19 protein-coding genes and 2 pseudogenes are annotated in these 25111 nt (G+C 59.7%); 4 read left to right on the top strand and 17 right to left on the bottom strand.

Features of this window, described 5'->3' with window-relative positions:
- Nucleotides 1-23 precede the first annotated feature (23 nt).
- Both MEB48_RS23120 and MEB48_RS23115 read right to left on the bottom strand, forming a co-directional pair.
- A complete protein-coding gene (locus MEB48_RS23120) occupies nt 24-869 on the bottom strand; it encodes a sulfotransferase family protein (RefSeq protein WP_237886185.1) in 846 nt (281 codons plus the stop codon).
- A gap of 158 nt (nt 870-1027) precedes the next feature.
- Nucleotides 1028-2251 (bottom strand): annotated as a pseudogene (locus tag MEB48_RS23115) (glycosyltransferase family 39 protein); the annotation flags it as partial.
- 251 nt (nt 2252-2502) lie between these two features.
- Here MEB48_RS23115 and MEB48_RS23110 point away from each other — a divergent pair.
- Entirely contained in the window at nt 2503-3090 is a 588-nt protein-coding gene (locus MEB48_RS23110; RefSeq protein WP_237886184.1) for a phage tail protein, read from the top strand.
- Nucleotides 3091-3146: 56 nt separating this feature from the next.
- Nucleotides 3147-3458 carry a DUF6916 family protein gene (locus MEB48_RS23105; RefSeq protein WP_237886183.1) on the top strand — a complete coding sequence of 104 codons (312 nt, stop codon included), beginning with the start codon at nt 3147-3149 and terminating at the stop codon, nt 3456-3458.
- A 5-nt stretch (nt 3459-3463) separates the two neighbouring features.
- Here MEB48_RS23105 and MEB48_RS23100 read toward each other — a convergent pair.
- From MEB48_RS23100 to MEB48_RS23085, 4 genes and pseudogenes are all read right to left on the bottom strand, one after another.
- Nucleotides 3464-3955, bottom strand: a pseudogene (locus MEB48_RS23100) (GNAT family N-acetyltransferase); the annotation flags it as partial.
- A gap of 12 nt (nt 3956-3967) precedes the next feature.
- A complete protein-coding gene (locus MEB48_RS23095; protein ID WP_237886182.1) occupies nt 3968-6064 on the bottom strand; it encodes an HlyD family efflux transporter periplasmic adaptor subunit in 2097 nt (698 codons plus the stop codon).
- Nucleotides 6065-7384, bottom strand: coding sequence for an efflux RND transporter periplasmic adaptor subunit (locus MEB48_RS23090; RefSeq protein WP_237886181.1), 1320 nt, complete (start codon nt 7382-7384; stop codon nt 6065-6067).
- On the bottom strand, nt 7381-8163 hold the full coding sequence (locus MEB48_RS23085) for an efflux RND transporter periplasmic adaptor subunit (protein WP_237886180.1): 783 nt from the start codon (nt 8161-8163) through the stop codon (nt 7381-7383). Before MEB48_RS23085 ends, MEB48_RS23090 begins: the two co-directional genes overlap by 4 nt.
- Nucleotides 8164-8659: 496 nt before the next feature.
- Here MEB48_RS23085 and MEB48_RS23080 point away from each other — a divergent pair, with 496 nt between their 5' ends.
- Complete coding sequence (locus tag MEB48_RS23080; protein WP_237886179.1) at nt 8660-9241, top strand: NYN domain-containing protein; 582 nt, start codon at nt 8660-8662, stop codon at nt 9239-9241.
- Here the strand turns inward: MEB48_RS23080 and MEB48_RS23075 are convergent.
- From MEB48_RS23075 to MEB48_RS23060, 4 genes are all read right to left on the bottom strand, one after another.
- On the bottom strand, nt 9222-10808 hold the full coding sequence (locus tag MEB48_RS23075; RefSeq protein WP_237886178.1) for an efflux transporter outer membrane subunit: 1587 nt from the start codon (nt 10806-10808) through the stop codon (nt 9222-9224). The two genes, MEB48_RS23080 and MEB48_RS23075, sit on opposite strands and share 20 nt — an antisense overlap.
- Nucleotides 10805-11869: an HlyD family secretion protein gene (locus MEB48_RS23070; RefSeq protein ID WP_237886177.1), complete on the bottom strand. Its 1065-nt coding sequence runs from the start codon at nt 11867-11869 to the stop codon at nt 10805-10807. The genes MEB48_RS23075 and MEB48_RS23070 overlap by 4 nt, the downstream gene beginning before the upstream one ends.
- Nucleotides 11870-11895: 26 nt before the next feature.
- Nucleotides 11896-13428 (bottom strand): MFS transporter, encoded by a 1533-nt coding sequence (locus MEB48_RS23065; RefSeq protein ID WP_237886176.1) that lies wholly within the window; start codon nt 13426-13428, stop codon nt 11896-11898.
- A 253-nt stretch (nt 13429-13681) separates the two neighbouring features.
- Nucleotides 13682-14602, bottom strand: coding sequence for a LysR family transcriptional regulator (locus MEB48_RS23060; protein ID WP_237886175.1), 921 nt, complete (start codon nt 14600-14602; stop codon nt 13682-13684).
- A gap of 297 nt (nt 14603-14899) precedes the next feature.
- Between MEB48_RS23060 and MEB48_RS23055 the strand changes: the two genes are divergently transcribed.
- A complete protein-coding gene (locus MEB48_RS23055; RefSeq protein WP_330932721.1) occupies nt 14900-15943 on the top strand; it encodes an RHS repeat-associated core domain-containing protein in 1044 nt (347 codons plus the stop codon).
- 62 nt (nt 15944-16005) lie between these two features.
- On the opposite strand, the gene MEB48_RS23050 is transcribed toward MEB48_RS23055, so the two are convergent.
- The 7 genes from MEB48_RS23050 to MEB48_RS23020 all read right to left on the bottom strand — a co-directional run bounded on the left by MEB48_RS23050 (nt 16006) and on the right by MEB48_RS23020 (nt 24914).
- The gene (locus MEB48_RS23050) at nt 16006-16872 is read right to left on the bottom strand and encodes an ABC transporter permease (RefSeq protein WP_237886174.1); all 867 of its coding nucleotides are present in this window, start codon (nt 16870-16872) and stop codon (nt 16006-16008) included.
- Nucleotides 16873-16891: 19 nt separating this feature from the next.
- Nucleotides 16892-17752, bottom strand: a complete 861-nt coding sequence (locus MEB48_RS23045; RefSeq protein ID WP_237886173.1) for an ABC transporter ATP-binding protein — start codon at nt 17750-17752, stop codon at nt 16892-16894.
- A 5-nt stretch (nt 17753-17757) separates the two neighbouring features.
- Nucleotides 17758-18783 carry an ABC transporter substrate-binding protein gene (locus tag MEB48_RS23040; RefSeq protein ID WP_237886172.1) on the bottom strand — a complete coding sequence of 342 codons (1026 nt, stop codon included), beginning with the start codon at nt 18781-18783 and terminating at the stop codon, nt 17758-17760.
- Between the two features lie 15 nt (nt 18784-18798).
- The gene (locus MEB48_RS23035; protein ID WP_237886171.1) at nt 18799-19707 is read right to left on the bottom strand and encodes a TauD/TfdA dioxygenase family protein; all 909 of its coding nucleotides are present in this window, start codon (nt 19705-19707) and stop codon (nt 18799-18801) included.
- Between the two features lie 301 nt (nt 19708-20008).
- Nucleotides 20009-21376, bottom strand: a complete 1368-nt coding sequence (locus tag MEB48_RS23030) for an HlyD family type I secretion periplasmic adaptor subunit (protein WP_237886170.1) — start codon at nt 21374-21376, stop codon at nt 20009-20011.
- On the bottom strand, nt 21366-23522 hold the full coding sequence (locus MEB48_RS23025; RefSeq protein ID WP_237886169.1) for a type I secretion system permease/ATPase: 2157 nt from the start codon (nt 23520-23522) through the stop codon (nt 21366-21368). Before MEB48_RS23025 ends, MEB48_RS23030 begins: the two co-directional genes overlap by 11 nt.
- 39 nt (nt 23523-23561) lie before the next feature.
- Nucleotides 23562-24914 (bottom strand): TolC family outer membrane protein, encoded by a 1353-nt coding sequence (locus MEB48_RS23020; protein WP_237886168.1) that lies wholly within the window; start codon nt 24912-24914, stop codon nt 23562-23564.
- Between the last annotated feature and the right edge of the window lie 197 nt (nt 24915-25111).

Here is a 25111-nt window from a genome sequence, read left to right as displayed (position 1 = left end):
ACGCATCAATGAAAATGCCGCAATCAACTGATCGCGGCATCGGCTTTCATACGAATGACATTGGCGGCGCTGGCTGAGCCATCGAGCCAGAATGACAACTCGGCGTACTGCTTGAACAAATCCGGCGGCAGGATCGTCCGTCTGGATTGCAGCTGGACCTTGGCCTTCACCTTGTGCAGCCCCGAGAGGCCGAGGGCCTGGTCGAATTCCGGCGCGTCGTAGGCCAAATGCTCGAAATCATGTTCGAACCAGGGTTCGCCGATGAAATCGTAGACCAGCCGCATCACCCGCTCCGGCGCCTGGCTCAGCAGGTCGTAATCGATGATCAGCAACGAGTCGGCGTGTTCGCCGTAATAGGCTTCCTTGAGGGCGGCCCAGGAAAACCCCACCAGCCGATTGCGCTGGGCCAGGGTTTCGCAGCGGCTGTAGACCGTGTTGCGTTCCACCGCATCGCCGAACAGCTTGGTATTTTCGAAGGGGTTGGCGCGGTACAGGCGCTCGATACTGTCCATGACCCAAGCGACATTGCGCACGCAGGCAATGGTCTTGGCTTGAGGGAACAGATCGCTGATCGCCGGCAGGCGCGAACTCCACAGGCGGTTCGTGTCGAACACCACCGGTTTGTCGGCCTTGTCGGCGTAGAAAGAATCGAACAGGCCGCGCAACAGACGACGACGCAGGTTGGTGTCGATCACCGCTCCGAATTCGCTGCCGGCGCTGCACTGTTCCAGAACACCGGAAAACAGCGCACCTACGGGGCTGGTCATGCCGGCATGAAAGCGCGGGTTCTGCAAAAGAATGGCAGAAAGCAGGGTCGAGCCTGAGCGTGGCAAGCCGGAGATAAAGTGGAATTGTTGCAATCCATTCACCCGTCATCAGTCCTTTGTATGACGGAGCGTAGACCACGAATGGCTATAGGACTAGTGGTGTTTTGATATCAAATCGGAGCTAAATCGACCGGAAGAACGTGATTTCATCAACGACTTTAAAGATGAATCGTTTAAGCCTTACTTCAGCACATACAGCGGACCAAGACGCTGATCTGATGGCCGGCAGCCGCTGTGGCATTGTTTTTCAAGCCCACCAGCTCGATGCCGACAAACAGCATCAGCACGACCAGCGCCAATACCTTGAAGCTCACGTACAAGCGATCGACTGCCAGTGCCACAAGCATCGGCAGACCCAAGGCATAAGCAGTCAAATAACGCTCGATGAACACCGGCGATTTGAACGACAGCGCAAACACCAGCAACAACGGCAGAACCGTGTAGATCAGCGCCAATGCACTGCCATGAAAAACACTGCGATCCCGCGCCAGCGCCACGCCCGCCAGGGCCACCAGCGCCAGTGGCAGCGCAATAAAAATCAGTGTGGACAGGTCGCCGCCGGCGTCCTGAATCAGGAACATCCAGATCATCGAGGGCAACGAGCCGAGCGTGACGGGCGCGTCCCACCCTACATCGCCATTGGCCTTGAGCTGATCCATGTGCTGAACCAGATCGATCAGATTGGTCAGCCATGGCAGGTACAACAGCACAATGGCCATATTCGCCAGCCACCAGCCGGAGCGCTGAATGTGCCGCAATCGATAGCCTGGCTGCACACGGATCAATCCCAGATACAGCCAGTGGCAGAGCACGCACAGCACCGTGAAGTAATGGGTGTAAAACGCCGCACTCATCAGGAGGGTGTAAAGCACCAGATAGCGCGTGCATTGCGGCCGTTTTATCCAGCACACCAGGGCAATCGTGGCACCGATCAGCCACAACCCCAGCAGCGAGTACATGCGCACTTCCTGGCTGTAATGCACCGCCGTGGGCAGCAGCGCCAGCAGAACCCCGGCCAGCAACGCGGCGCGACGGGTAGCGAGCAGGTCCACCAGCCAGACGCCGAGCCCTACGGTGGCAATCCCCGGCAATGCACTCAGGCTGCGAATCGAAAAAATGCCATCCCCGAACAGGCCGATCCAGCCGTGCAGCAGCATGAAATACAGCGGCGGATGCACATCATGGGCCGCGTGCTCCCAGATCCCGGCCAGGGAATACTGGCTCAGCAACAGACTGGCCCCTTCGTCGCCCCGGATCGCCGCCGCCGTCAGATCGTAAAAACGTACCAGCGTGGCCAATGCCAGTATCGATAACAGCCAATGTTCCCGCGCCCATCGCAACAAGCGGCGAGCCGCCGCCCACGACCGCGGCGTCGCGTGCGGGTCCGGGGTGTCGCCCAGTGGTGTTTCTCTGCGCGCCTCCATTGTCTTCCCCTGTCTGAGCTACGACCCAGTGAAAACCGAAGCTCCCAGGCACTGTAGGACAGCTGAGAGCCCGCCGTCGATGCTGGCCTTGCGATGGACGACGTCCGGCAATCATTGCGATCCGCGTCTACGCTTTGGCGTGGCGTGACCCAGCCACGGAGAAGAAAGGAGTCGGCTGATCAGCGCGAACTGCCCGGATAACCGGGTCTGCACCGTGACGTATCAGGCACTAACCTGAAGGATGAGGAACCATGGAAGTATTCATCGGCACTATCCAGCCTTTCGCCTTTAACTTCGCGCCCAACGGCTGGGCCCTATGCAACGGCCAGACGCTGGCGATCTCACAATACAGCACGGTTTTCGCACTGCTGGGAGTCAACTTCGGAGGCAATGGCACCACGAGCTTCATGCTGCCCAACCTGCAAGGTCGCATGCCGGTCGCCATGGGCAACGGCTTGGGCCTGACCCCGCGCGTGATCGGCGAAGTCTCCGGCACCGAAAATGTCACCGCGACCATCAATAACCTCCCCAACCACACCCACGCCTTGTCCGGGCTCACGGCCACCACCACCCTGCAACTGGCCAGCCCGGCAAGCAACCCGGTCACCAATCCGACCGCGACCAATGCCTACATCGGAGCCTCCGGTGGCGGGCCGGGCTCGGCAAGTATTTACTCCGATCAGCAAGGCGCCGCGGCCGTGCCGCTCAAGGGCGTAACCAGCACGGTGACGGGGGAAATCTCGTCCGCCGGCAACGGCTTGCCCCTGGCGGTGATGAACCCGTTTCTGGTACTCAACTTCAGCATCGCCCTGAACGGTCTTTTCCCTTCGCGTAACTGAGGGTCTGGCCGGGGGTTTCAAAGCTTCCGGCCACTTTTGCTTTATGGAGTGATGCCATGCTGCAACAGGTTCAAAGCCAACACTTTCAGGCACTGCTGGGCAAGACGAGGACGCTGCGGCTGCCCGATGGCAGTGAATTGCCGATCCATATCGACACCCTTCAGGAAACGCCCCGGTCACAGATGCCCAACAGCGAGCGTATGCCGTTCAGCGTCGAACTCAATAGTCTGCAACCCACTGATTTTGTCGATGGTTTGTGTGCGCTGGAGTTGCCGGAGCTGGGTAAGGTAGAAGATATTTTTGTCTCCCGAGTGCCGGCCATGGGGCGTGATCCGCAACTGGGGTACTTCTTCATCGCGTTCAACTGAGAACTTTGTGGATACCACACCAATCGTTCCGCCGCCGGGTTGCGCTCTTCAACCTGAAACCCCAGCGCCAGGTAATGTTGGCGAGCATGGGGATTATTGGCCCAGACCACTGTCGCCACCGGACAGCGGATTTGCTGCGCGGCTTTTTGCACACCTTGCAGCACCGTCCGACCGTAACCCTTGCCTCGGGCCTGCGGGATGAACGCCAGGTACAGCACGCGAATTTCATTGGGGCCGAAATCGGTGGTCAGCGCGCCGATGGCCGTGTCGAGCTTCTCGATCACGTAATGCATGGCGTTGGGGAAGTTCTCCCCCAACCCTTGTTCCTGCACGTTGAATTGCTGGACAACCACCTGCTCAACCATTTCCTGCTCACCGTCGATCCATTGCAAATCCGGCCGCGCCGCCTGGTAAAGGCTGTGCAGAAAAGGCCCATCGCTGGTCCGCGAAGGCCGTACCACCAAGCCGTCCGCTACCACTGAATCTGTGCTCGCCATCGCTGTTCTCCCTTAGAAGCCGCTTTCCCTGACCCCCAAAGCCGCCAAGCGCCGCCAGGCAACGTCCAGCAACGACTCGCCACTCCCCTGCAACACCACAATGCCGCGCAACGGCTGCACCGGTGTCGGCGTATTTTCGAGGATGCTCAACCGCGCGCCGTACTGCGCCTGCACCGGCTCGGCGCGCTGATGCTGATCGCGTCGCACAGCAATCGGCCCGTGATGATCGGAGGTCAGCGCTTCCTGATCGACATACGCCACGCCGTTGGTGTCGATTTCGCTCAATTGCACGGCGATCGCCGGGTGCATCGGGTCATCGGCGATGAACCGTCCGCGGGCACCCGGGGCGACACGCCAGAGTTCGGCCTCGGCCAGATAACCGCGCAACCGCGCGCCGTCTTCGACCACCCGTGCCAAAGGATCTTTGGTCGAAAGCCAGCGGCCGACCGTTAACTGCGGCAGCAGATCGCGCACCTTGCCACCGTGGGGGGCGCGCAGCAGCAGACGTTCACGCTGGGCGGCCAGGCCCCGATATTCAGCCACCGCTTCCGCCAGGCGCTGTTCGACGATACCGGCATCGGCGGCGGTTTCGCTGCGGCCGGCCTGACGACGCATCTGTAATTGCTGGATCTGGATCTCGCGACGGACGATGGCCTGACGTGAGTCCAGATCCGGTGATTCCAGCTCGATCAGCACCTCACCTTGAGCGACGATCTGGCCGTCATGCACATTCACCGTTTTGACCCGCGCCGCCACCGGCGCGTGCAGGGCGCTGGCGCGTCCTGCCTCAAGCATCGTCGGCAACTCCACCGCGCTGCGCCATGGCAATGCCAGCAGCAACAACAGCCCAAGCAACACCAGGCCGCTGAGCAGTACCCGAGGCGCATGCGCCTGCTCGCGGCGGCTCCACCATTGCCGCCACTCGCTCAGGATCGGCAGGAAGATGAACCACACCAGCTCCACCAGCATCAGGAAAATCCCCAACACCTTGAAGAACAGGTGATAGACCGCCAGTGCAATCCCGAAAAACAACGCTGCGCGCCACAGCCAAGCGCCATACCCCCATATCAACAAACGCCGCTGCATCTTCGGCGACCAAGGCTCCGGCGCCGGGGCCGCGTAGCCGAACAAAAACTCGCGCAGCCGCCAGCGGCACAAGGCAAAGGCCCGCCCTTGCAGGTTGTCCACTTCCCAGAAATCACTGAGCAAGAAATAGCCATCGAAACGCATGAAAGGATTGAGGTTGATCACCAGCGTGGTGATCCAGGTCGCACTGGCGAGCATGAACGCCGCCGTGCGCCCGGGGCCGTCAGGCAGCAGTGACCAGGCGAGCAGCGCGATACACGCCAACACCAGTTCCGCCAGCACCCCGCCCGCACCGATCAGCAACCGTGCACGGCGATCATTGACGCGCCAGGCGTCGCTGACGTCCGTGTAAAACATCGGCAGCAGCACCATGAACGCCACGCCCATGCTCTGCACCCGACAACCGGCACGCTTGGCCATGAAGGCGTGGCCGAACTCGTGGCAAAGCTTGGCGAAAAACAGCGCCACACCAAACGCCAGCGCACCGCCGAGGCTGAACAGGTGCGGAAAGGTCGCGATAAACCGCTGCCAGTCCCGCGAGACCAGAAACACCCCGAGCCCCAGCGTCGCGGGTAATCCGTAGCGCAAAGCACGCGGGCCGAAACGCTCCAGCCACGGCCAGGCGCGATTGAGAAAGGCGTCCGGGCGCCACAGCGGAATCCGGAAAAACAGGTATTGATGCAGCAGGATTTGCCACAGACTCTGGCGCTGAGCCGCGGCTTTCAAGCTGTAACTGGCGCGCTGCGTTGGATCGAGGGCGCTGATCAGGTCGTGGCCGCGCAAAAATTCCAGCAATTGCTCAAGCGCCGCGCCATCCAGCGGCAGCCCCGGTTCGCGGTTGGCGGCACGCAGCACTTGCTCCGGATCACCCAGGGACCAATGGCGCAGCAGGCGCATCGCCGCCGTACCGAGTTTGAAATAACGCCCACGCACCGGGTCGGCCAGGGTCCAGCGCGGCGACCCGTCGAGGGCCGGGGCCGCCGTCGACAATTGCAGGTCTGCCCGCAGGCTCGGCAGGCTCATCTACAGGCCCACGCTCTGACGCAAACCGGCGAGCGGTCGACGCAACAGATACAACGCCAGCGGCGCACGGTCGCCGAAGACTTTCGCAGTGCCGCGCAAACCAATGCGTGGCGGTGCGGCGTCGAACGTTGCATCCAGTCGATAAGCCAGTTGCCCGGCAGCGGTGGGCTGCGCTTCGTAGGCCGAACGTTCGAGTTTGGCCAAGTGCCGCTGCAGCGGATCGCTGTCGAGAAACAGCGCGACCTGCGCCCCCGGTTCCAGGGCGATCGCATCGCCCACGGCCAATTCGATGCGCAACTCGGCCTGGTTCGGGTCGGCGATTTCCATCAACCGCTCGCCGGTCTGTACCGGTTTTCCGGTCCAGCGCTCGGCGTCGGCGAACACAGCGATACCGTCCCGCTCCGCGCGGACTTCGCTGCGTTTGAGCAGTTCACGGGCGTAATCCCGTTCGGCGCGCTTCTGCTCTACTCGCGCCGCCAGCAGATCGATTCTCGAACTGGATTCGGCATCGGCGAAGGAGCGTTGGGAATTGGCCTTGAGTTCCGCTTCGGCAACGCCCAGGGCGCGCTCGGCCACATCGGCCTGAGCCTTGAGCGTGGTGCTTTCGAAGCGCAGCAGCAGGTCACCGGTTTTTACCGTCTGGTTGGGTTTGACCAGAAACTCGGCGATCACCCCGTCCAGCGGCGCCGCGACCACCCGGCCGCCCAACGGAACGACTTCGGCCGGAGCCAGCACCGACTGGCGCACCGGGATCAGCAACCCGAGCAACAACACGGCAACCAGCGCCACCTGACGCTTGCGCGTCCAGCGCAGCCGCCAGGGTTTGCGCGGTTGCTGCGCCAGCCAGGCGTGGCTGTAGGTGTCCCCCAGTTGCGACAGCAGCACTTGTTCGGAAGGGTTCCACGGCACATCCCGCGCCAGCCACAGACCGCCGAACACCTCGCCCTGATGATCAATCAGCGGCAACCAAAACACCTGAGCGGCTGACAGACTTTGCCAGTCGGCCAGAATCGATTCACTGAGCAGATCGGGCGTGATCACCCGCGCCTGTTTCAGCACTTCAAGCTTGAACAGCTGGGCGACCGCTTGCTCGACAAAGGCCACGAACGGCGCATTCGGTTCCACGGCACTGACCCCGGTGACCGCCTGCACCTTGCCAGCGATCAACAGCGCGGCATGGCGGAAACCGAACAGCGCCTGACCTTCATTCACCAGGCTGTAAGCCAGTTGCGAAGGCGTACGCGCGGCACGGGTCTGGCGTTCGAGGTCGAGAAACCTTGCGAACACCTGCTCGGCGCCGCCGGTCACCGGGGCGTTCATTTGAGCTCCGCGAAATGCGCCGTTCCGCTCATGCCGGCCAACAGACCGTTGGCGTTGGGCAGCGCCGCCACCAGCAGCAAGGTCTGGCTGCCTTCGTCGATCCGCGCACCAAGGCGTTTGATCGTCGCATCCAGCGGCTGACCGGTTTCATCGGGGACAAAACTGAATGTCTGGCCGGGCTTGAGTTTGCCCATCCAGCGTGATGGCACCAACAGGTGAATTTCCAGGGTGCGGTTATCGACCACGTCCAGCAACGGCGCACCGGCGGCAACGCTTTCGTAGCGTTTGACCTTGCGCTCGACGACCTGACCATCGAACGGCGCCACCACGCTGCAGCGTTTGACCTGAACCTGATAAACCTGGGACTGCGCCTGAATCTCGCTGACCTTGGCCTCAGCCCGCGCCACTTCAAAGCGCCCGACTGAATTCAACGCCGCCAGTTGTTTGTTATGGGCCAACTCCTCATTGGCACCACGGCTGGCGGCCTGAGCCGCGTTGAGCTGAGCTTGATAAGCTGAACAGTCAAATCGCGCCAGGGTGTCGCCCTTTTTGAACGACTCGCCCTCACTGAACGGCAACTCAACAATCCGCCCCGACAACTCGCTGGCGAGCACCGCCTGATCCCGGGCTCGCAGCACACCACGGGCTTCACTGCTGGCCGATGCATTACCGCCGACTGTGCTGGGTTCAAGCAACGGATCATCTGGCGCAGGCGTTTGCGCCTGTACTACGCACGTTACAAAGGTCAATCCAATAACCAAAATACGAACACGCCGCATAACCGTAACTCCCTGACGGATGAGCGGAGTCTATGACAGCGGGGGTGAGCGTCAAGTCGGGTGGCCATCATTGGTTGGAAATGTAATGTTTCAAAAAGGACAAAATTCTCAGTGCGCTTGTTTGATTCCCAGCCCAATGGGTGTCGGTACCAAATCCCACACGAAATCAGGAACGTCCACTCAATCAACAACGAAATCGGCAATAGACACTTCATCCTGTACAAACGCAACGGCATATCTACCGTTTCCGCCGTAACAATCACTAATAGATGGGGCCAGGAATGGCTTGACCATCAACCAGACAAATGCACAAAACTGGCTCGCCGGCTCTGGGGATGTCCCTCGAGTGATGCCTTGATCAGTCAACGGTTGACGTCATCGCTAACTCGACTTAGGATCGCCCTACTGAACCCCGTACGCAGAGATTAAATTCACTGGCAGTTGGTGGTGAAGAAACCGGCCTAGGCCGGTTTTTTCGTTTCTGAGGATTGAGTTTGTGCGTACCGCTTTCTTTGTTGATGGCTACAACATGTTCTATGGATTGCTGGCGGGTACTCCATACAAATGGCTCAATCTCAAAGGCTTGCTGGGCCATGTCGCCTACATCGAGAGTCCACAAAATTCACTCATCTCGGTTGATTACTTCACCTCGTCTGTCAAACCAGAACTTGCCACTCGCGGCAGAGTGTCCAAAGAAGCCCAAGACACTTATGTGCGTGCTTTAAAAACCACAAATGTTGCCGTTCATTATGGTCGCCATAAACTTGAGCCAGCCAAGGCACCTCGCTTCATTGACAGAAAGACCGCTGCCTCTCGCCAAGACAAGATCGACATCTGGAAGCTTGAAGAGAAAGAAACGGATGTCCACATCGCAATAAGCATGTATCGCACCGCAGCAAGACAGGCCCAGCTCCATTACGATGAGCAAATCGAACAGCTAGTCCTGGTATCCAGCGACACCGACATGACTCCAGCCCTGAGAGCAATTCGAGAAGATTTCCCTGACATAAGAGTAGGAGTGATTCTTCCTCGCATACCTACTCGTAAGAAACCTGCGATCAAACCGGATTATTGGTAATGGCACCTCTCAGCGGATACACCGACTCCCATCCCCCACCCAACGCCTTGTACAAACCAACCATCGCCAACGACACCCCGGTCGAGCTTTCAACCCACTGCTGCTGGGTCGCCAGCAATTCGCCTTGCACAGTGAGGACGTTGACGAAATCCACCACGCCTTCGACGTATTGCTGTTGCGCGGTGCGCAGGGCGATCTGGTTTTGGCGTACGGCTTCGGCGAGGCTGTCGCGGCGCAGTTGGCTGGCGTTGTAGGCGGTGAGTTGATCGTCGATTTCATGCCAGGCCCGCAGCACGGTTTGCTGGTAGGCCAGCGCCGCTTCCTGTTGCTGGGCTTCGCGCAGGTGCAACATGCCGCGCAGGCGACCGCCGTCGAACAAGGGCAGGCTGAACTGCGGACCGATGCCGAACGAACGCGAACCCCAGGAACCAAAATCGCTCAGTTGCAGGGCTTGCGAGCCAATGTTGCCCGACAGGGTGATCCGCGGATAAAAGTCGCCCTTGGTCACGCCGATGCTGGCGGTAGCGGCATGCAGACGGGCTTCAGCCTGACGGATGTCCGGGCGGCGTTCGGCCAATTGCGACGGCAAGCCGATGGCGACCTGACGCGGGGTTTGCGGCACGGGAGCGTCTGTGGACAACTCGGCGGACAGCGCTTGCGGCGGTTCGCCCATCAACAGACTCAGCGCATTGATCAGTTGTGATTGACGCTGCTCCAGGGCCGGCAAACGTGACTCGATGGCCGCGACTTGGGCAGCAGCTTCGGCGATGTCCAGATCCGTCGCCACACCGTCGGCCAGGCGCAGTTGCGAGAGTTTCAAACTATGCCGGGCGACGTCGAGGTTCTGCTCGGTGACGGCCCGCGTGCTTTGCACACCACGCAGCTGGATATAGTCCTGAGCGGTTTCGGCGAGCACCGACAGCAGCACACCGCGACGATCGTTTTCCGCCACTTCCAGGGTGGCATCGGCGGCTTCAGTTTCGCGACGTACACGACCCCAGAAATCCAGTTCCCAGGAGGCGGAGAAGCCTGCGTCCCACAGATTGAACGCCGAGTCGCCGTTGTTGCCCGACGGATCGTTCAGACCTTCGCCGCTGTTGCGTTTGCGCCCGTAACTGCCGGTGGCGGCGGTGTTGGGATAGCGCTCGGCGGTGATCACCTGACGCGCGGCGCGACTTTGCTGCAAGCGGCTGCTGGCGAGTTTCAGGTCGAGGTTGTCGGTCAGGGCACGCTGGGTCAGGGCAGAGAGTTTTGGGTCGTGGAATACCTCCCACCAGCGTTCGTCCATGTCGGCGGGAGCGACCTGACTGGCGGCGGCTTTGGTTGGTTTGGACCATTCGGCCACTTGTTGTGGCTGAGGTTTCTGGAAGTCCGGGCCGACTGTGCAAGCCGAAAGGCTCATGACCAGCAAGGCATAAAGGGGAATGCAAGGCCACTGGCCTCTTCGCGAGCAAGCCCGCTCCCACACTGGATCTCCTTTTGAGCATAAAGCTTGGGCACCCAGCAGATCGAATGTGGGAGCGGGCTTGCTCGCGAAGACGTCAGCCCTATCAACAAAAATCTTCATCGTTGCACAACCTCATGCTCGCTGACGCTTGCAGTATCAATCCTCGCCTCCACCGACATCCCGACCCGCAACCGCTCGGCCAATGGCTGGCCCGGATCGAGGACGATTTTCACCGGAATCCGTTGCACAACCTTGGTGAAGTTGCCGGTGGCGTTGTCCGGTTTTACCGAAGCGAACGTCACGCCAGTGGCCGGTGCGATGCTCTCGACGCGGCCGCGCAGGGCTTCGCCACCGAGGCTGTCGACGTGCACTTGCACGCTCTGCCCCGGCTGTACGTCAGTCAATTGGGTTTCCTGAAAATTGGCGACCACATAAGCCCGCTCCAACGGCACCACGGCCAGAATCTTGCTGCCCGGTGTGACATAGGCGCCGACCCGCACCGCGCGCTCGCCGACCATGCCGTCCTGAGGCGCAACGATGCGCGTATAAGACAGCTCATAGCTGGCCATTTCCAGCGCCGCTTGCGCTCGCTTCAGCCCACCTTCGGCGGCATCACGCTGTGCGATCAGGATCTCCACCTGCTTGCGTTCCGCCGCCAGCACCGCCGTGGCATTGGCCAGCCGAGCGCTGGCCTGATCGATGCGCGTGCGCGCTTGCTGAGCATTCTGCACCGTGCCGGCGCCTACCTCGGCGAGGTGGTTGTAGCGGTTCAGTTCATGCTCGGCGAAGGCCATTTCCGCCTTCGCCGAAGCCACGGTGGCTTGGGCCTGAGCGATCACCGATGTCTGGCGCTCAAGGGTTGAACGAGCGTTCTGAAGCTGCGCCCTGGCCACCAGGGTTTCAGCATCGGCGGCCTCAGCGGCGGCGCGTAGATCGCGGTCGTCGATCAATGCCAGTAGCTGCCCGGCCTTGACCTGCTGGTTGTCTTCCACCAGCACGTCCTTGATGAACCCCGCTACGCGCGACGCCACCCGTGTGAAGTCCGCCGAGACGAAAGCATCGTTGGTGCTCTGCTGAGTGCGCTTGCCGAACAGACCTGGCGCCAGCAGGTAAATCAACACGCCGACTGCCATCACCGCGGCAATGCCGACAACGACTTTTTGCTTTGATTGAATCGTCATAAAAACCTTCTGTTTCAGTGAAGCATTCAAGTCGGCGCGCGCGGTGGATAGATCCGCGTCGGCAGCCAGAAAATCAGCAGGATCAGCGCCACAGCGACACCGGCCATGCACAGATAAAGATCGGAGGACATCAGCACCACGGCCTGTTGATGCAGTCGGTGAGCGAGGTTGGCGCTATCGACCAGAGGCGAATTACCGAGGTTGTCCACCAACATGCTTGAGTGGAAATGCAGCCTTGCGGTGGTCAGTGCCTCGATCACACCGGTGGCGATCACTGCCGCCAGGCCTTTCACGGTATTGAACCAGGCCGAGGCGAACGGCCCTTCCATCGGCGTGATGCTGCCAGTGGATAGCATTAACAGCGGCAGCACGGCCATGGGCTGACCGAATATCTGTAGCCATTGCAAGATGTAGAAATCGTCGCGAATCCATGCCGACGTCAACTGCGAACCACCGAGACAAGACAGCGCCAGCATGCTCAGGCCGATCCCCAGGACCCAGCGGCAATCGACCCAACGCAGGTTGCACAGCGCCGCCACCAACGGCAGCGCGATCAACTGTGGCAGCGCTGCCAATAGCATGATGGGTGCGGTCTGCACTGGGCGATAACCTTGGACCTGAGCCAGATAACTGGAGGGAATGATGATCACCGCGAGCAACACCACCAATACGCCAGCCAGCGTCAACAGCGCGAACGACAGGTTGCGGATACCCAGCATCTGCAATTTGAAGAACGGAATCGGTTGCGACCACTCATTGATCAGAAACAGCACCAGCAACAGCAGCCCGCCACCCAGCAGTGCGCAAATCAGGCTCGACTCGAACCAGTCCAGCCGATTGCCTTGCAAAATGCCGATCACCAACATGCAAATCGCCGGAAACCCCAGCAGCAAGCCACGCCAGTTGAATTGCTTGAAGCGTTCCAGACGCAGCGGATCCTGAGGCAAACCATAAGCCACCGCCGCCATGGCAATCAGGCACGGCACGACAATTTGCCAGAAGGTCCATTGCCAGCCGACGTACTCGGTCCACAACCCGGCCAGGGGCGTGCCGAGACCGGGGCCGAAGGTCGCCGTCAGGGCGTAACCAGCCAGACCATAGAGTTTCACATTGGCCGGCAGGAACCGCAGGGCAACGGTCATCAGCATCGGCGGCAGCGCGCCACCGGCCAGCCCTTGCAAGGTGCGCATCACCAGCAGGCTTTGGTAATTCGGGGCAAACGGGCACAGCAGCCCCAACAAGGTGAACGCACTGATCGCGCACAGGGTGAAGCGCCGCAACGAGAACGTTACCGAACACCATGGGGCAAACGCCATGGCGGCCACCGAGGTCGCGGTGTAACTGGCGACCAGCCAGGTGCCTTCGTCGTAACCGATGGCCAACGCGCCGCGGATATCGGCCAGGGCGACTTTGGTCACCATCTCGTTCAGGCCCGACACCAGCACCGCCAGCAACACGCCCACCAGGCCGATGATGATTCGCGGGCCGAAGACCGGAGGCGTGACGGCGGCCGCTGGTTTGGCCGCAGCGAGAGGCGCCGTGACCGTTAGGGAAGTCATGTACTGCAAGCTCCGGAAGGGGAATACCGAAGCATTTTAGGGAGGGTGGGAGCTTACGAAAATTGACTTATTGGCAGGTTATAAGTGTGTTTTATGCAGCAATTAGATCCGGATGGCTGGCAAATTTTTTGAAATAACACAGATCCCCTGTGAGAGCGGGCTTGCTCGCGAAGAGGCCATCACCTTCAACATCAGCGCTGACTGACACACCGCTTCGCGTGCAAGCTCGCTCCCAAAAGGGGTATGCGTCAACTCAGGTAGGCTGTGCAGCCAGCCAGGTCTCATCGCAACAGGTCTTGAGTGTTTCACGCATCCAGCGGTGTGCCGGATCCTTGTCGAAACGCGGATGCCAGGCCTGGGTCAGCATCAGCGTCGGTAATGGGATCGGCAGGGTGAACGAGCGCAGCTTCAAGCCCAAACGTCGTACGCTCAGCAATGCCTCTTTGGGCACCGGCAGAATCAAATCGGAATCTGGCAAGGCGAACATCGCCGCATGGAAACTCGGCGCAATCACCGCCACCCGCCGCTCCAGCCCCAAGGCGTTGAGCGCCGTGTCGATCGGCCCACGGGCGATCCCGCGCCGGGACATGCTGATATGAGAAAAACCGGCGTAGCGCTCAGCGGTGATCTCTTCATCGAACAGCGGATGATCCTCGCGCACCAGCCCGACAAAGTGGGTGGAAAACAGATTCTGCACCTTCACTTCCGGCATCAGTGGCCGATTGTTGCTGACGCTTAAATCAATACGTCCTTCACGCAACGCTTCGTCATCTCCATCCCCCTCAGGGACAAAGCGCAATTCACAATGCGGGGCCTGGCGCTCCATCGTGTCGAACAGCTTGCCGCCATAGACGCCCACAAAGAAATCATTGACGCGAATGCTGAACCGTCGGCGCAAACTGCCCAGATCCACGTCATCGGCGGAACGGAACAGCAAAGCGGCCTGCTCCACCAGGTCTCGCACTTTCTCGCGTAACTCCAGCGCCTTGGGCGTCGGCACCAGGCCACGACCGGCGCGCACCAGAATCGGATCGCCAATGGCCTCGCGAATCCGCGTCAGCGTCCGGCTCATCGCCGCCGGGCTGAGATTCATCCGCCGGGCAGCGCCCACCACACTGCCTTCATCGAGCAAGGCATCGAGGGCGACCAACAGGTTCATGTCCGGGAGTTGCATGCTGAGTACCCGTGTTTGATCTGGATTGATTCAGACGCAATGCTAGCAAACATCCTCGGGCTGATGTGTTGGCTGGACTGGCCCCTTCGCGGGCAAGCCTCGCTCCTACAAAGTTCTGGATTGACTGCAAATCATTGTAGGAGCTGGCTTGCCAGCGAAGAGGCCAGACCAGACAGGGCGGAATCGAGCAAACTGACGCTGCCAACCTAGCAGTTCTGATAGTTCCCAGCTTCGTGACTAGCGCGTAAAACTGAAGGCCCATTTTTCTCGTTGGTCCAATTCCTGCGGAGCGCTAAGGTGACGCAAGTTCAAGAGAACCCAAACCAGCAACGCGTGGTTCTGCTGGCGACCACCAGCAGTCAATCAATCATTGCCGAAATCGTCGATGGCAAGGCTAACGCCATTGGTTATACCGCCTACGGCAAACAATCCGCGCAGCAGGAAGTCGTGACGCAATTGGGTTTCAATGGCCAGCTTCGCGAAGCCAGAATCGGCTGGTACTTGCTGGGGAATGGTTACCGCGCTTTCAACTCCACACTGATGCGTTTTCATAGCCCGGACAGTTGGAGCCCTTTTGGGCGGGGAGGGTTGAATCCATATATGTATTGCGTGGGGGATCCGGTGAACCGATCGGATCCGACGGGGCACGCGCCATTTTTACCTGGATTACGCAAGTTTGTTTCCGGCGTCGATAAATTTTTCTTCGGCGGTGCCGACATTACGGGCCCAAGCCGCTCCAAAGCCCTGAAAGCTTCAGCGCCTTTGGGCCCAATGAGTCCCGAAAATACAGGGGAAGGAAAGGCATTCCGTACTATAGGCACTATTGTTGCCGGAGCCCCTGGCGCGAGAAGCCACCCTAACTCACGACCACTTGTCGAGTCAGGATCTACCACGCCCAAAAGTCACCCTGGCTATCCAATAGGCGCAGCCCGCGATGGATTGACCACTATGGGCAACCGATCGACTACACATTTGATAGAGGGCGGCGGCAGTACAAGCTATTTCGCAAGAACGCGTTCAAGTAGCTTTGATGCACCTAGAACGTTATGGCAGGGTGATCCGCCGAGATCACCGATTCTCGTGCATGAGAGACTGCTTGGCGGTGGAGTTCCTAGTGCCGCCCCCAATGCAGCAACCAATAACGGGCCTTCAGGTGGTACCCATCTTTCCATAACGCCCCCTTCTTCGCCCTCACCATCGAGATGGTCTGGTGAGTCAGGGGAGAGTGACTGGAGTCGAAGTTCCAGTTCAAGCTCCTCTAGCTCTCCCCCTCCAGTTCTTGTCAATCTCATACGTAGAAGTGAAGGCTCGTCACTCACTCGCTGGGTAGGAAAAAGGTAGAGGCATTATTGTCGTGATTCATAGGCTCACTACCAATATATTGTCTGGCATTCGACATACTCTTAGCGCTGCATCCCCCACCGCTTAACCGTCACCCGCTCCAACGTATCAAACACCAGATTCTCCACCAGCAACCCAATCAGGATCACCACCGCCAATCCGGCAAACACCTTGTCGGTGTACAACTCATTGCGATTCTGAAAAATGTACCAACCCAAACCACCCTTGCCACTGGTAGCGCCAAACACAAGTTCGGCGGCGATCAGCGTCCGCCAGGCAAAGGCCCAGCCGATTTTCAGCCCGGCGAGAATCGACGGCAGCGCGGCCGGGATCAGGATGAACAACACCAAACGCATGCCCTTGAGGCCGTAATTGCGTCCGGCCATGCGCAAGGTTTCCGAAACGCCAAGAAACCCGGCATAGGTATTCAAGGCCAACGCCCAGAGCACCGAATGCACCAGTACAAAAATCAGGCTGTTCTGCCCCAGCCCGAACCACAGCAGCGCCAGCGGCAACAGCGCAATGGCCGGCAGCGGGTTGAACATCGAGGTCAGCGTACTCAGCAGATCACGACCGAACCGGGTCGACACCGCCAGCGTCGTCAGGACAAACGCCAGAACGATGCCGATCAGGTAACCCTTGAGCAAAACAACCAGCGAAATCCACACCTTGCTCAGCAGTTCGCCGCTGAGCAGGCCATCCTGCAGCGCGCTGGCGGTTTGCAAAAAGCTCGGCAGCAGCAGGTCATTGTTCTGATAGCGGGCGACGGCCTCCCAAAGCACCGCGAGCAACATCAGGATCAGGCTTTTACGCAGCCAACCCTGCTGCCAGAGGCGCTGGCCGAGCGGCAATTCGCGCTCCAGCGGCACACTCGTAAGCGGCTGCAAAACAGTTTCGTACTCTTTACGCGCAGATGATGAATGGCTCATCGGGCAATCCTCCAAGGGCTCAATAAGCGATGCGAATATCGGTGAAATCCAGCTCACGCTCGGTTTCCGGAGACTGACCTTCATCAAATAGCAGCCGATGAATCCGCCGAGCCGATACCTGAAACGCCACGCCACCCAAGCTGTGCAAGTCGTATTGATGGCTGTGGACCTCCGCCCGCACCCGACCCGGATGGGGCGACAACAGCAAAATCCGGTTGCCCACCACCAACGCTTCTTCGATGGAGTGAGTGACGAACAGCAGCGTGAAACGCACCTCTTCCCAGAGCAGTAGCAACTCTTCCTGCATCTTGCGCCGGGTCAGCGCGTCGAGGGCGGCGAAGGGCTCGTCCATCAGGAGGATTTTCGGTTGCATCGCCAACGCGCGAGCAATGGCCACGCGAGCCTTCATGCCGCCGGACAAGGTATGCGGATAGGCATCGGCAAACGCCGCCAGACCGACCTTGTCCAGATAGTGCAGCGCCCGCTCTTCAGCCTCTTTGCACTTGAGGGTTCTGGAAGCGAGCAGCGGAAACATCACGTTCTGTTTGACGGTTTTCCACGGTGGCAGTTGATCGAACTCCTGGAACACCACGATCCGGTCCGGCCCCGGCGCATCGACTCGCTGACCTTGCAGACGAATCTCACCCTCACAAGGCTGGATGAACCCGGCAACCGCCTTGAGCAACGTCGATTTGCCGCAGCCGGAAGGGCCGAGCAGCACAAAGCGGTCCGCCGGATCGATCTCGAAACTGACGCGATGGGTCGCTCGAACCACACGCGCAGGCGTACGGTATTCCAGGCTGACCTGGTCGACCGACAGCAGCGCTTGAGCTGCCGCGATCGGTTTGCTGACCGTGTGGCCTTGCAAAGGGGCGTTCATGTCGGTCAGCTCCCTTGCAGCGGTTTGGTGTCTTGGAAGAAGTAGTCCTTCCACGAATCCGGTTTGTTTTTGATCGCGCCGACGCGGTAGAGGAACTCAGCCAGCGGGTAGGTATTTTTCGGCGTGATGCTGAATTCGAACTGGGGGTTATCGATGATTTTCAGCAACGCCGCGCGGTCGATTTTGGCCTTGGTGACACGGATGTAAGTATCGGCCGCTGCGCCTTTATCGTTCTGCGCAAACTCGGCCGCTTCAGTCAGCGCTTCGACAAAAGCCCTGTAGGTTTTCGGGTTCTCGTTGCGGAATTTCTCGGTGGCGAACAATACGGTCGGCGAGTTCGGGCCGAGCAGGTCATAGGTGTTCAGCACCACATGCACGTTGGGGTTTTCCAGCGCCTGATCCTGGAACGGCGGGTTGGAGAAATGCCCGCTCAATTCGGTACCGCCGGCGATCAGTGACGCCGTGGCATCCGGGTGCGGAACGGCGATGGTGTACTTGTCGAGGCGATTGAATTCCTTATCGCCCCATTGCTTGGCCGCCGCGTATTGCAGGAAGCGCGACTGCACCGAGACCCCGACCGCCGGCACCGCGATGCGGTCCTTCTCGGTGAAATCGGCGATGGTTTTGACCTTGGGATTGTTGCTCACCAGGTAGTAAGGGAAGTTGCCCAGGGAGGCCACGGCTTTGACGTTCTGTTTGCCGTGAGTGCGGTCCCAAATGGTCAGCAGCGGGCCGACGCCGGCACCGGCAATGTCGATGGAACCGGAGAGCAACGCATCGTTAACCGCCGAGCCGCCAGAGAGCTGGGTCCAGTCAACCTTGATGTCGATGCCTTCCTGCTTGCCGTACTTCTCGATCAAATTCTGATCGCGCACCACGTTGAGCAGCAGATAAACAATGCCGAACTGTTCGGCGATACGGATTTCACCTTCGGCGTGGGCCACGGTCGGCGCTACCAGGCTACCGGCGAGCAGGCTGAAACCCAGGCCAATGGCCGCAGCCAAGGGTGCGAATGGAAGACGTTTGGACATGGGAGTTCTCCGAAATCAGAAAGGCACGTCGCCCTGGATGGTGGTGCGATACAGCTTGCGGCGCAGATGGCTGGGGCATCCGGCAGCGAGGTGAATCAGCGAACGGTTGTCCCAGAACACCAGGTCGTGGGCGTGCCATTGATGGCGGTAAATGTTTTGCGGCAGCACGCTGTGGGCATAGAGCTCGTCGAGCACTTGTTTGCTCTCTTCTTCCGGCAGACCGACGATGCGGGTGGTGAAGCCCTCGCTGACGAACAACGCCTTGCGGCCGTTTTCCGGGTGGGTGCGGACGATGGGGTGAACCACTTCGGCGACCTGAGCGAGTTGCTCCGGCGTCAGGGTCGGGCGCCAATTGCCTTCGAATTTGCTCTCGCTGTAGCGCGCCGTGTAGGAATGCGCGGCCGAGCGACCTTCGACGGCTTTGCACAGCGCGTCGGGCAAGTTGTCCCAGGCTTTGTGCATGTCGGCGAACAGTGTGTCGCCGCCTTCGGACGGCAGTTCCTGGGCATGCAGCATCGAGCCCAGGCTCGGCAGTTCTTTATAGGACAGGTCCGAATGCCAGAACTTGCCGGCGTCACCGAGACCGATGGATTGGCCGTTTTCGATGATGTTGGAAACGATGAGGATTTCCGGATGCCCGGCCAGCAAGAACTGCTTGAGCACGTGGATCTGCAACACGCCGAAACGGCGGCTGAAGGCGATCTGTTGTTCGGGGGTAATGCGTTGGTCGCGGAACACCACCACGTGATGATCCAGATGTGCACGATGGATGCGGGCGAAGTCCTGGTCATTGATCGGGCGGGACAGGTCCAGGCCGATGATTTCGGCCCCGACAGCGCCGCTGAACGGACGGACTTCGAAGACTTGCGACGTGACGGTGGCGCTTGTTGATGCAGGTTTTGGAGAAAAAGAGACGGCTGACATAAAAATCACTCCCACGCACGGCACGCTCAAGGGCGCGCGTCGATCAGAAACTCACGGAGGTCCCGTGTTGGTTCGTGTCGTGCGGCGCGCCGATTGGTCGGCAGGTACGCAGGGGAGTGACTTTATAGGTATAAGAATTGAAATTTAAATACCGTTAGCGAATAACGATATGGCTTTTGATTTTTATCGCTCTTGAGGCCGCCATCGCGGGCAAGCCCGCTCCCACAGGGTTCTGTGGCGATCACAAAACCCCTGTGGGAGCGGGCTTGCCCGCGATGAGGCCATCAGCCCCGACCGAAGACTACCGCTCGTGTAGCGCCTCAGCCCGCGCCCGAATAATCGGCTTGAGCAAATAACTGAGCACGGTCTTCTTGCCAGTAATGATATCCACCGACGCCACCATCCCCGGGATGATCAGCAACGGCTTCTCATCCGTCCCGAGATGGCTGCGCTCGGTGCGCAGCTTGATGATGTAGTACGTGGTCTTCTTGTCTTCGTCGGTGATGGTGTCGGCACCGATCTGTTCCAGCTTGGCTTTGAGGCCACCATAAATGGTGTAGTCGTACGCCGTGAACTTCACCGTGGCGTCCTGTCCCGGATGCAAGAAGGCGATGTCTTGCGGACGAATTTTGGCTTCCACCAGCAAGGTGTCATCCAGTGGCACGATCTCCACCAGATCGCTACCCGGCTGAATCACGCCGCCGATGGTGTTCACCAGCAACTTGTTGACGATGCCGCGCACCGGCGATGTCACCAACGTCCGGCTGACCCGGTCTTCCAGGGCCTTGCCAGTGGCCTGGGCCTTGTTCAGATCGGTGCGTGCTTCGTTGAGTTGGGTCAGGGCTTCGCTGCGGAATTTGCCGCGAGTCTCGTCGATCTTGCGCTGCACTTCCTTGATTGCCGATTCGGCGCGCGGGATCGCCAGGGTGGTGGCGTCCAGTTGGCCGCGGGTTTCAACCTCGGCGCGTTTGAGGCGCAAAACCTCCACCGGTGATACCGCACCCTGAGCCACCAACGGCTCGGACATGTTGATTTCTTGACGCTGCAAGGCCAGGCCGCTGCGGTACTGAGCCTGTTTGGAGGTGAATTCGCGCAGCTCCTGCTGACGCTGGATCAATTGCTCCTTCAAGCCCCCGATTTCATCGTGCAATTGCTGACGACGGCTGATGTACAGCGACTCTTCACTGGCAGCCTGAATGGGAACAGCCTTGAGCACATCGGCGGGGAAGTTCAGCGCACGGTCATCGACCTCGGCGCTCAAACGTTCCACACGCAACAACATCGACAGCCGATCAGCCTCGGTCTCGCCGACGTTGGAGGCAAACCGCGTGTCGTCCAGACGAATCAGCGGTGCGCCGGCCTCGACGATCTGGCCTTCGGTGACAAACAGCTCGGAGACGATGCCGCCTTCAAGGTTCTGGATTTTCTGGATCTTCGACGACGGAATCGCCTTGCCGTCGCCCTTGGTGACTTCATCGATCACCGCGAAGTTGGCCCAGAGCATCAGGAACACGAAGAAGCCGATGATCGCCCAGATCGTCAATCGCACCACGCGCGGAGCGTCTTCGATCAGCGCTTTGTTGACCTCGGGAAGGGGTTGGCCTTGCAGCGATGCGGAGCCTTTGAAGTAGCGGTGGATGGAATCTTTGACCCCGGACTTAAGCAACACTGATCTGCCCCTTCTTCAACGCTTCCATCACGGCGGCTTTCGGGCCATCGGCGAGTATCTGTCCGCGGTCGATCACCAACAAACGATCCACCAGCGACAACAGCGAAGCCCGGTGCGTCACCAGCACCACGGTCTTGTTTTCAACCACGGCCGCGAGGCGTTGCTTGAGGCGTTCTTCGCCGGTGTTGTCCATGGCGCTGGTCGGTTCGTCCAGCAACAGGATCGGCGGGTTGAGCAGCAGCGCTCGGGCCAGGGCGACGTTCTGGCGCTGACCGCCGGACAGGTTCTGTCCACGCTCACCGACTTGCAGCTCATAACCTTGTGGATGCAGACGGGCGAATTCGTGAACGCCGGCCAGTTCCGCGGCTTGCAGCACCAGTTCGTCTTCGACATAGCGCGCGCCCGAGATCAGGTTGTCGCGCAAGGTACCGGCAAGCAACTGGATGTCCTGAGGCACGTAGCCGATGTTGTGGCGCAATTCGCTGACGTCGATCTGACGGATATCCACACCGTCCACCAGCAACGCGCCATCGTCCGGCTGATAGAGGCCCACCAGCAGTTTGGCCAGGGAGCTTTTGCCAGAACCGCTGCGGCCAATGATGCCGATCTTTTCACCGGGCTTGATGATCAGGTTGATGTTCTTCAGCGCGGGGTTCTGCTGATCCGGGTAAGTGAAGTTCAACTGGCGGCATTCAATCGCGCCTTGCAGCACTTTGCGGCTCAGTGGGCGCTCGTCGAAATTGCGCTCCTGCGGCAACTCCATCATCTGATCGACCGAGGTCATGGTCACGCGGGCCTGCTGGTAGCGGGTCAGCAGGCCGGACAACGAAGCCAGTGGGCTGAGGGCACGGCCGCTGAGCATGTAGCACGCAATCAAACCGCCCATGCTCAGGTGACCGTCGATAATCTGGTACACACCGAAGACGATCATGATCACCCCGGCCAGTTGCTGAATCAGCAGAGTGATGTTCATCGCCAGACCGGACAGCATTTTCACCCGCAGTTCGAGGCGACTGAGGGTGCCGATGGTTTGCTCCCACTGATACTGGCGTTCACTTTCGGCGTTGTTGACCTTCACCGCATCGAGGCCGGCGAGGGTTTCGATCAGACTCGACTGGCGCTCGGCGCCCAGGGCCATGGTTCGCTCCATGGTCGCCACCAGCGGCTTCTGCAAGGCATAACCGATCAACAGGGCAATCGGGAACGCCAGCACCGGAATCCACACCAGATGCCCGCCCAGAATCGCGATGACCATGAAGATCAGCAGCGTAAACGGCAGGTCGATCAGGCTGGTGAGGGTCAGCGACGCGAGAAAGTCCCGCAGGCTCTGAAACTCATGGATGTTCTGGGCGAAGCTGCCAACCCGGGCCGGGCGGTACTTCATGGCCATGCCAACGATGCGCTCGAACAGCGTCGCCGAAATGATCAGGTCGGTTTTCTTGCCGGCCAGGTCCAGGCACAGACTGCGCAGGCTCTTGAGGATCAGATCGAACAGGTAAGCGCCGGTGATGCCGATGGCCAAAACCCACAGGGTCGACTCGGCCTGGTTCGGCACCACGCGATCGTAGACATTCATCACGAACAGCGGCGCGGCCATGGCAATGATATTGATCAGAAAACTGGCGGCGATGGCGTCGGCGTACAGCCAGCGCGAACGCTTGAGAGTGTCGCGAAACCACGAACGCGCGCGCGGGATCAGCGTGCCGTGGTTGACGTCGAATTTGTGTTGGGGTTGAGCGAAGAAGACTTTGCCGCTGTAGTCGTCGGCGAGCAATTCACGGCTGACGCAGACTTCGCCACCGTCGCTTTCGCTGAGCAGCAGCCGGGCCTGGTCTTCACCGTGCCAGCCGAGCAGCACCGCACTGCGGCCCTCCTTAAGCAGCAACAGCGCCGGCATGGCAATCGCCGGAATCTGCTCCAGCTTGCGTTGCAGCACCCGCCCTTGCAGCCCGGCGCGAGCGGCCGCACGGGATAGCAGCTCGACGCTCAGGCGTTGTTTGGGTAATGGCAGGCCGGTGGTCAGCATCGCGGCGCTGGCCGGTTTCTGGTGCAAAGTGCAAAGGGCTAGCAGGCCATCCAGTAACGGATCGTCATGCATCGCGCGCGGATCATGAATGAGTTGAACTCCACTGACTTCTGATTCCACGCTCGACACTCTTGGCTAACGATTGAAATGGGGCAGGACTCAATTCATCCCAGGCAGCTGGACCTTGGGCTTCACGTCGTTTTGCACGACGGATGCCAACGGTGCGACCACACCCTGACTTTTGAGCAATTCGCCCATGGTCGCCTTGATTCGGTACTGAGTAAATAACTGAATGTTCTTGATCTCGGCCAGCCGACGGGAAGCGCTGAACAGCTCGTTTTCACTGTCGAGCAGGTCGAGCAAGGTGCGTTCGCCGAGGCTGAACTGCTTCTGATACGCGCTGCGCACACTGGCGCTGCGATCGACATATTGCTGGGCGATCGGCACTTGGGCGTTGGCGTTGTTCAGGGCGTTCCAGGCCAGGCCCAGTTCTTCGTTCAACACGCGTAGGGCGTTGTTGCGAATATCCAGTGCCTGATTCGACTGGTAGGACTTGGATTCCAGATCAGCCTTGTTGCTGCCACCGGCAAACACATTGAATCGCATGCGCAGCATGGCCTGCCATTCGTTGTTATGACCGTTCTGACCGTCGATATCGTTGTCGGCGCTGCGACCCAGTTCGGCATCGAAGCGCGGGTAGAAGCTCGACTTGGCGGCTTCGTACTGCTTCTCGGCGGCAGCGATATCGGATTCGGCGGAGCGCAGGATCGGGCTGTTCTCCAGCATCTGCGCCCGGGCTTCATCCAGGTTGGCTGGCAATAGCGCCATGAATTCGGCAGGTCGCTCCAGTTGATCGGGCATCTGGCCGACGGCACTGAGGAAGTTGGTTTCGGCATCAGCCAGGTTGGTCTGTTCGGTGATCAGGTTGTTGCGGGCCTGAGCCATACGCGCGTCAGCCTGATCAAGGTCGGCGCCGCTGCCTACGCCGCGCTGGGTGCGCAATTTGATCTGGTCGAGAATCCGTTCGTGGTTCTTCAAGTTGTCTTCGGCCAGACGCACGAACTCGCGGCGGGTCAGCACGTCGAGATAGACCTGAGCGACGGTCAGCGCGGTGCGTTCCGACGTCCCCAGCAAGGAATAAGCGCGAGAATTAACGGTGGCTTGTTGACGCCCCACTTCGCTGGACGTCGCAAAACCGTCAAATACCATCTGCGACAGACGTAAACTTGACTCGCTGCGGTTCAGCGTTTCCCAGTGATTGTTGTTGCCTGCGGCACGGGTGGTGACGCTGTCGGTGCCTTCGCGACCATAACCGCCCAGCAGATCGACCCTCGGCAGGTATCCACCTTTAGCGGCCTTTAACTGATAATCCGCGGCCAATCGACTGTTAACCCCTGCCTGAATTTCCGGATGGACGTCCAGCGCCTGCTGCATGGCCTGCGGGAGGCTTTGCGCCTGAACAAAACCGGCGGCAAGGGCGAAGGGTAGAACCTTGAACAGGTGCAAACGCATAGTTGGAATTTCCCGGGACTTCTTGTCTTGATTCACTGCAGAACGTAGCGCTGCATCGGATGATGGCAACCGGAATGACCGTATGTCGGAAAGTTCAAAATCGGAACTGGATCACACGCCTGTAGGACAGGTCGCCGTTTAAATATCAATGTGACATTACTGGGGCGATTGTTTAGGATGGCTCCCATAAGGTCAAT

Origin of the sequence: Pseudomonas sp. PGPR40 (assembly GCF_022014505.1) — a bacterium.
Taxonomy (GTDB): domain Bacteria; phylum Pseudomonadota; class Gammaproteobacteria; order Pseudomonadales; family Pseudomonadaceae; genus Aquipseudomonas.
This window is presented reverse-complemented; position numbering and strand designations above follow the sequence as displayed.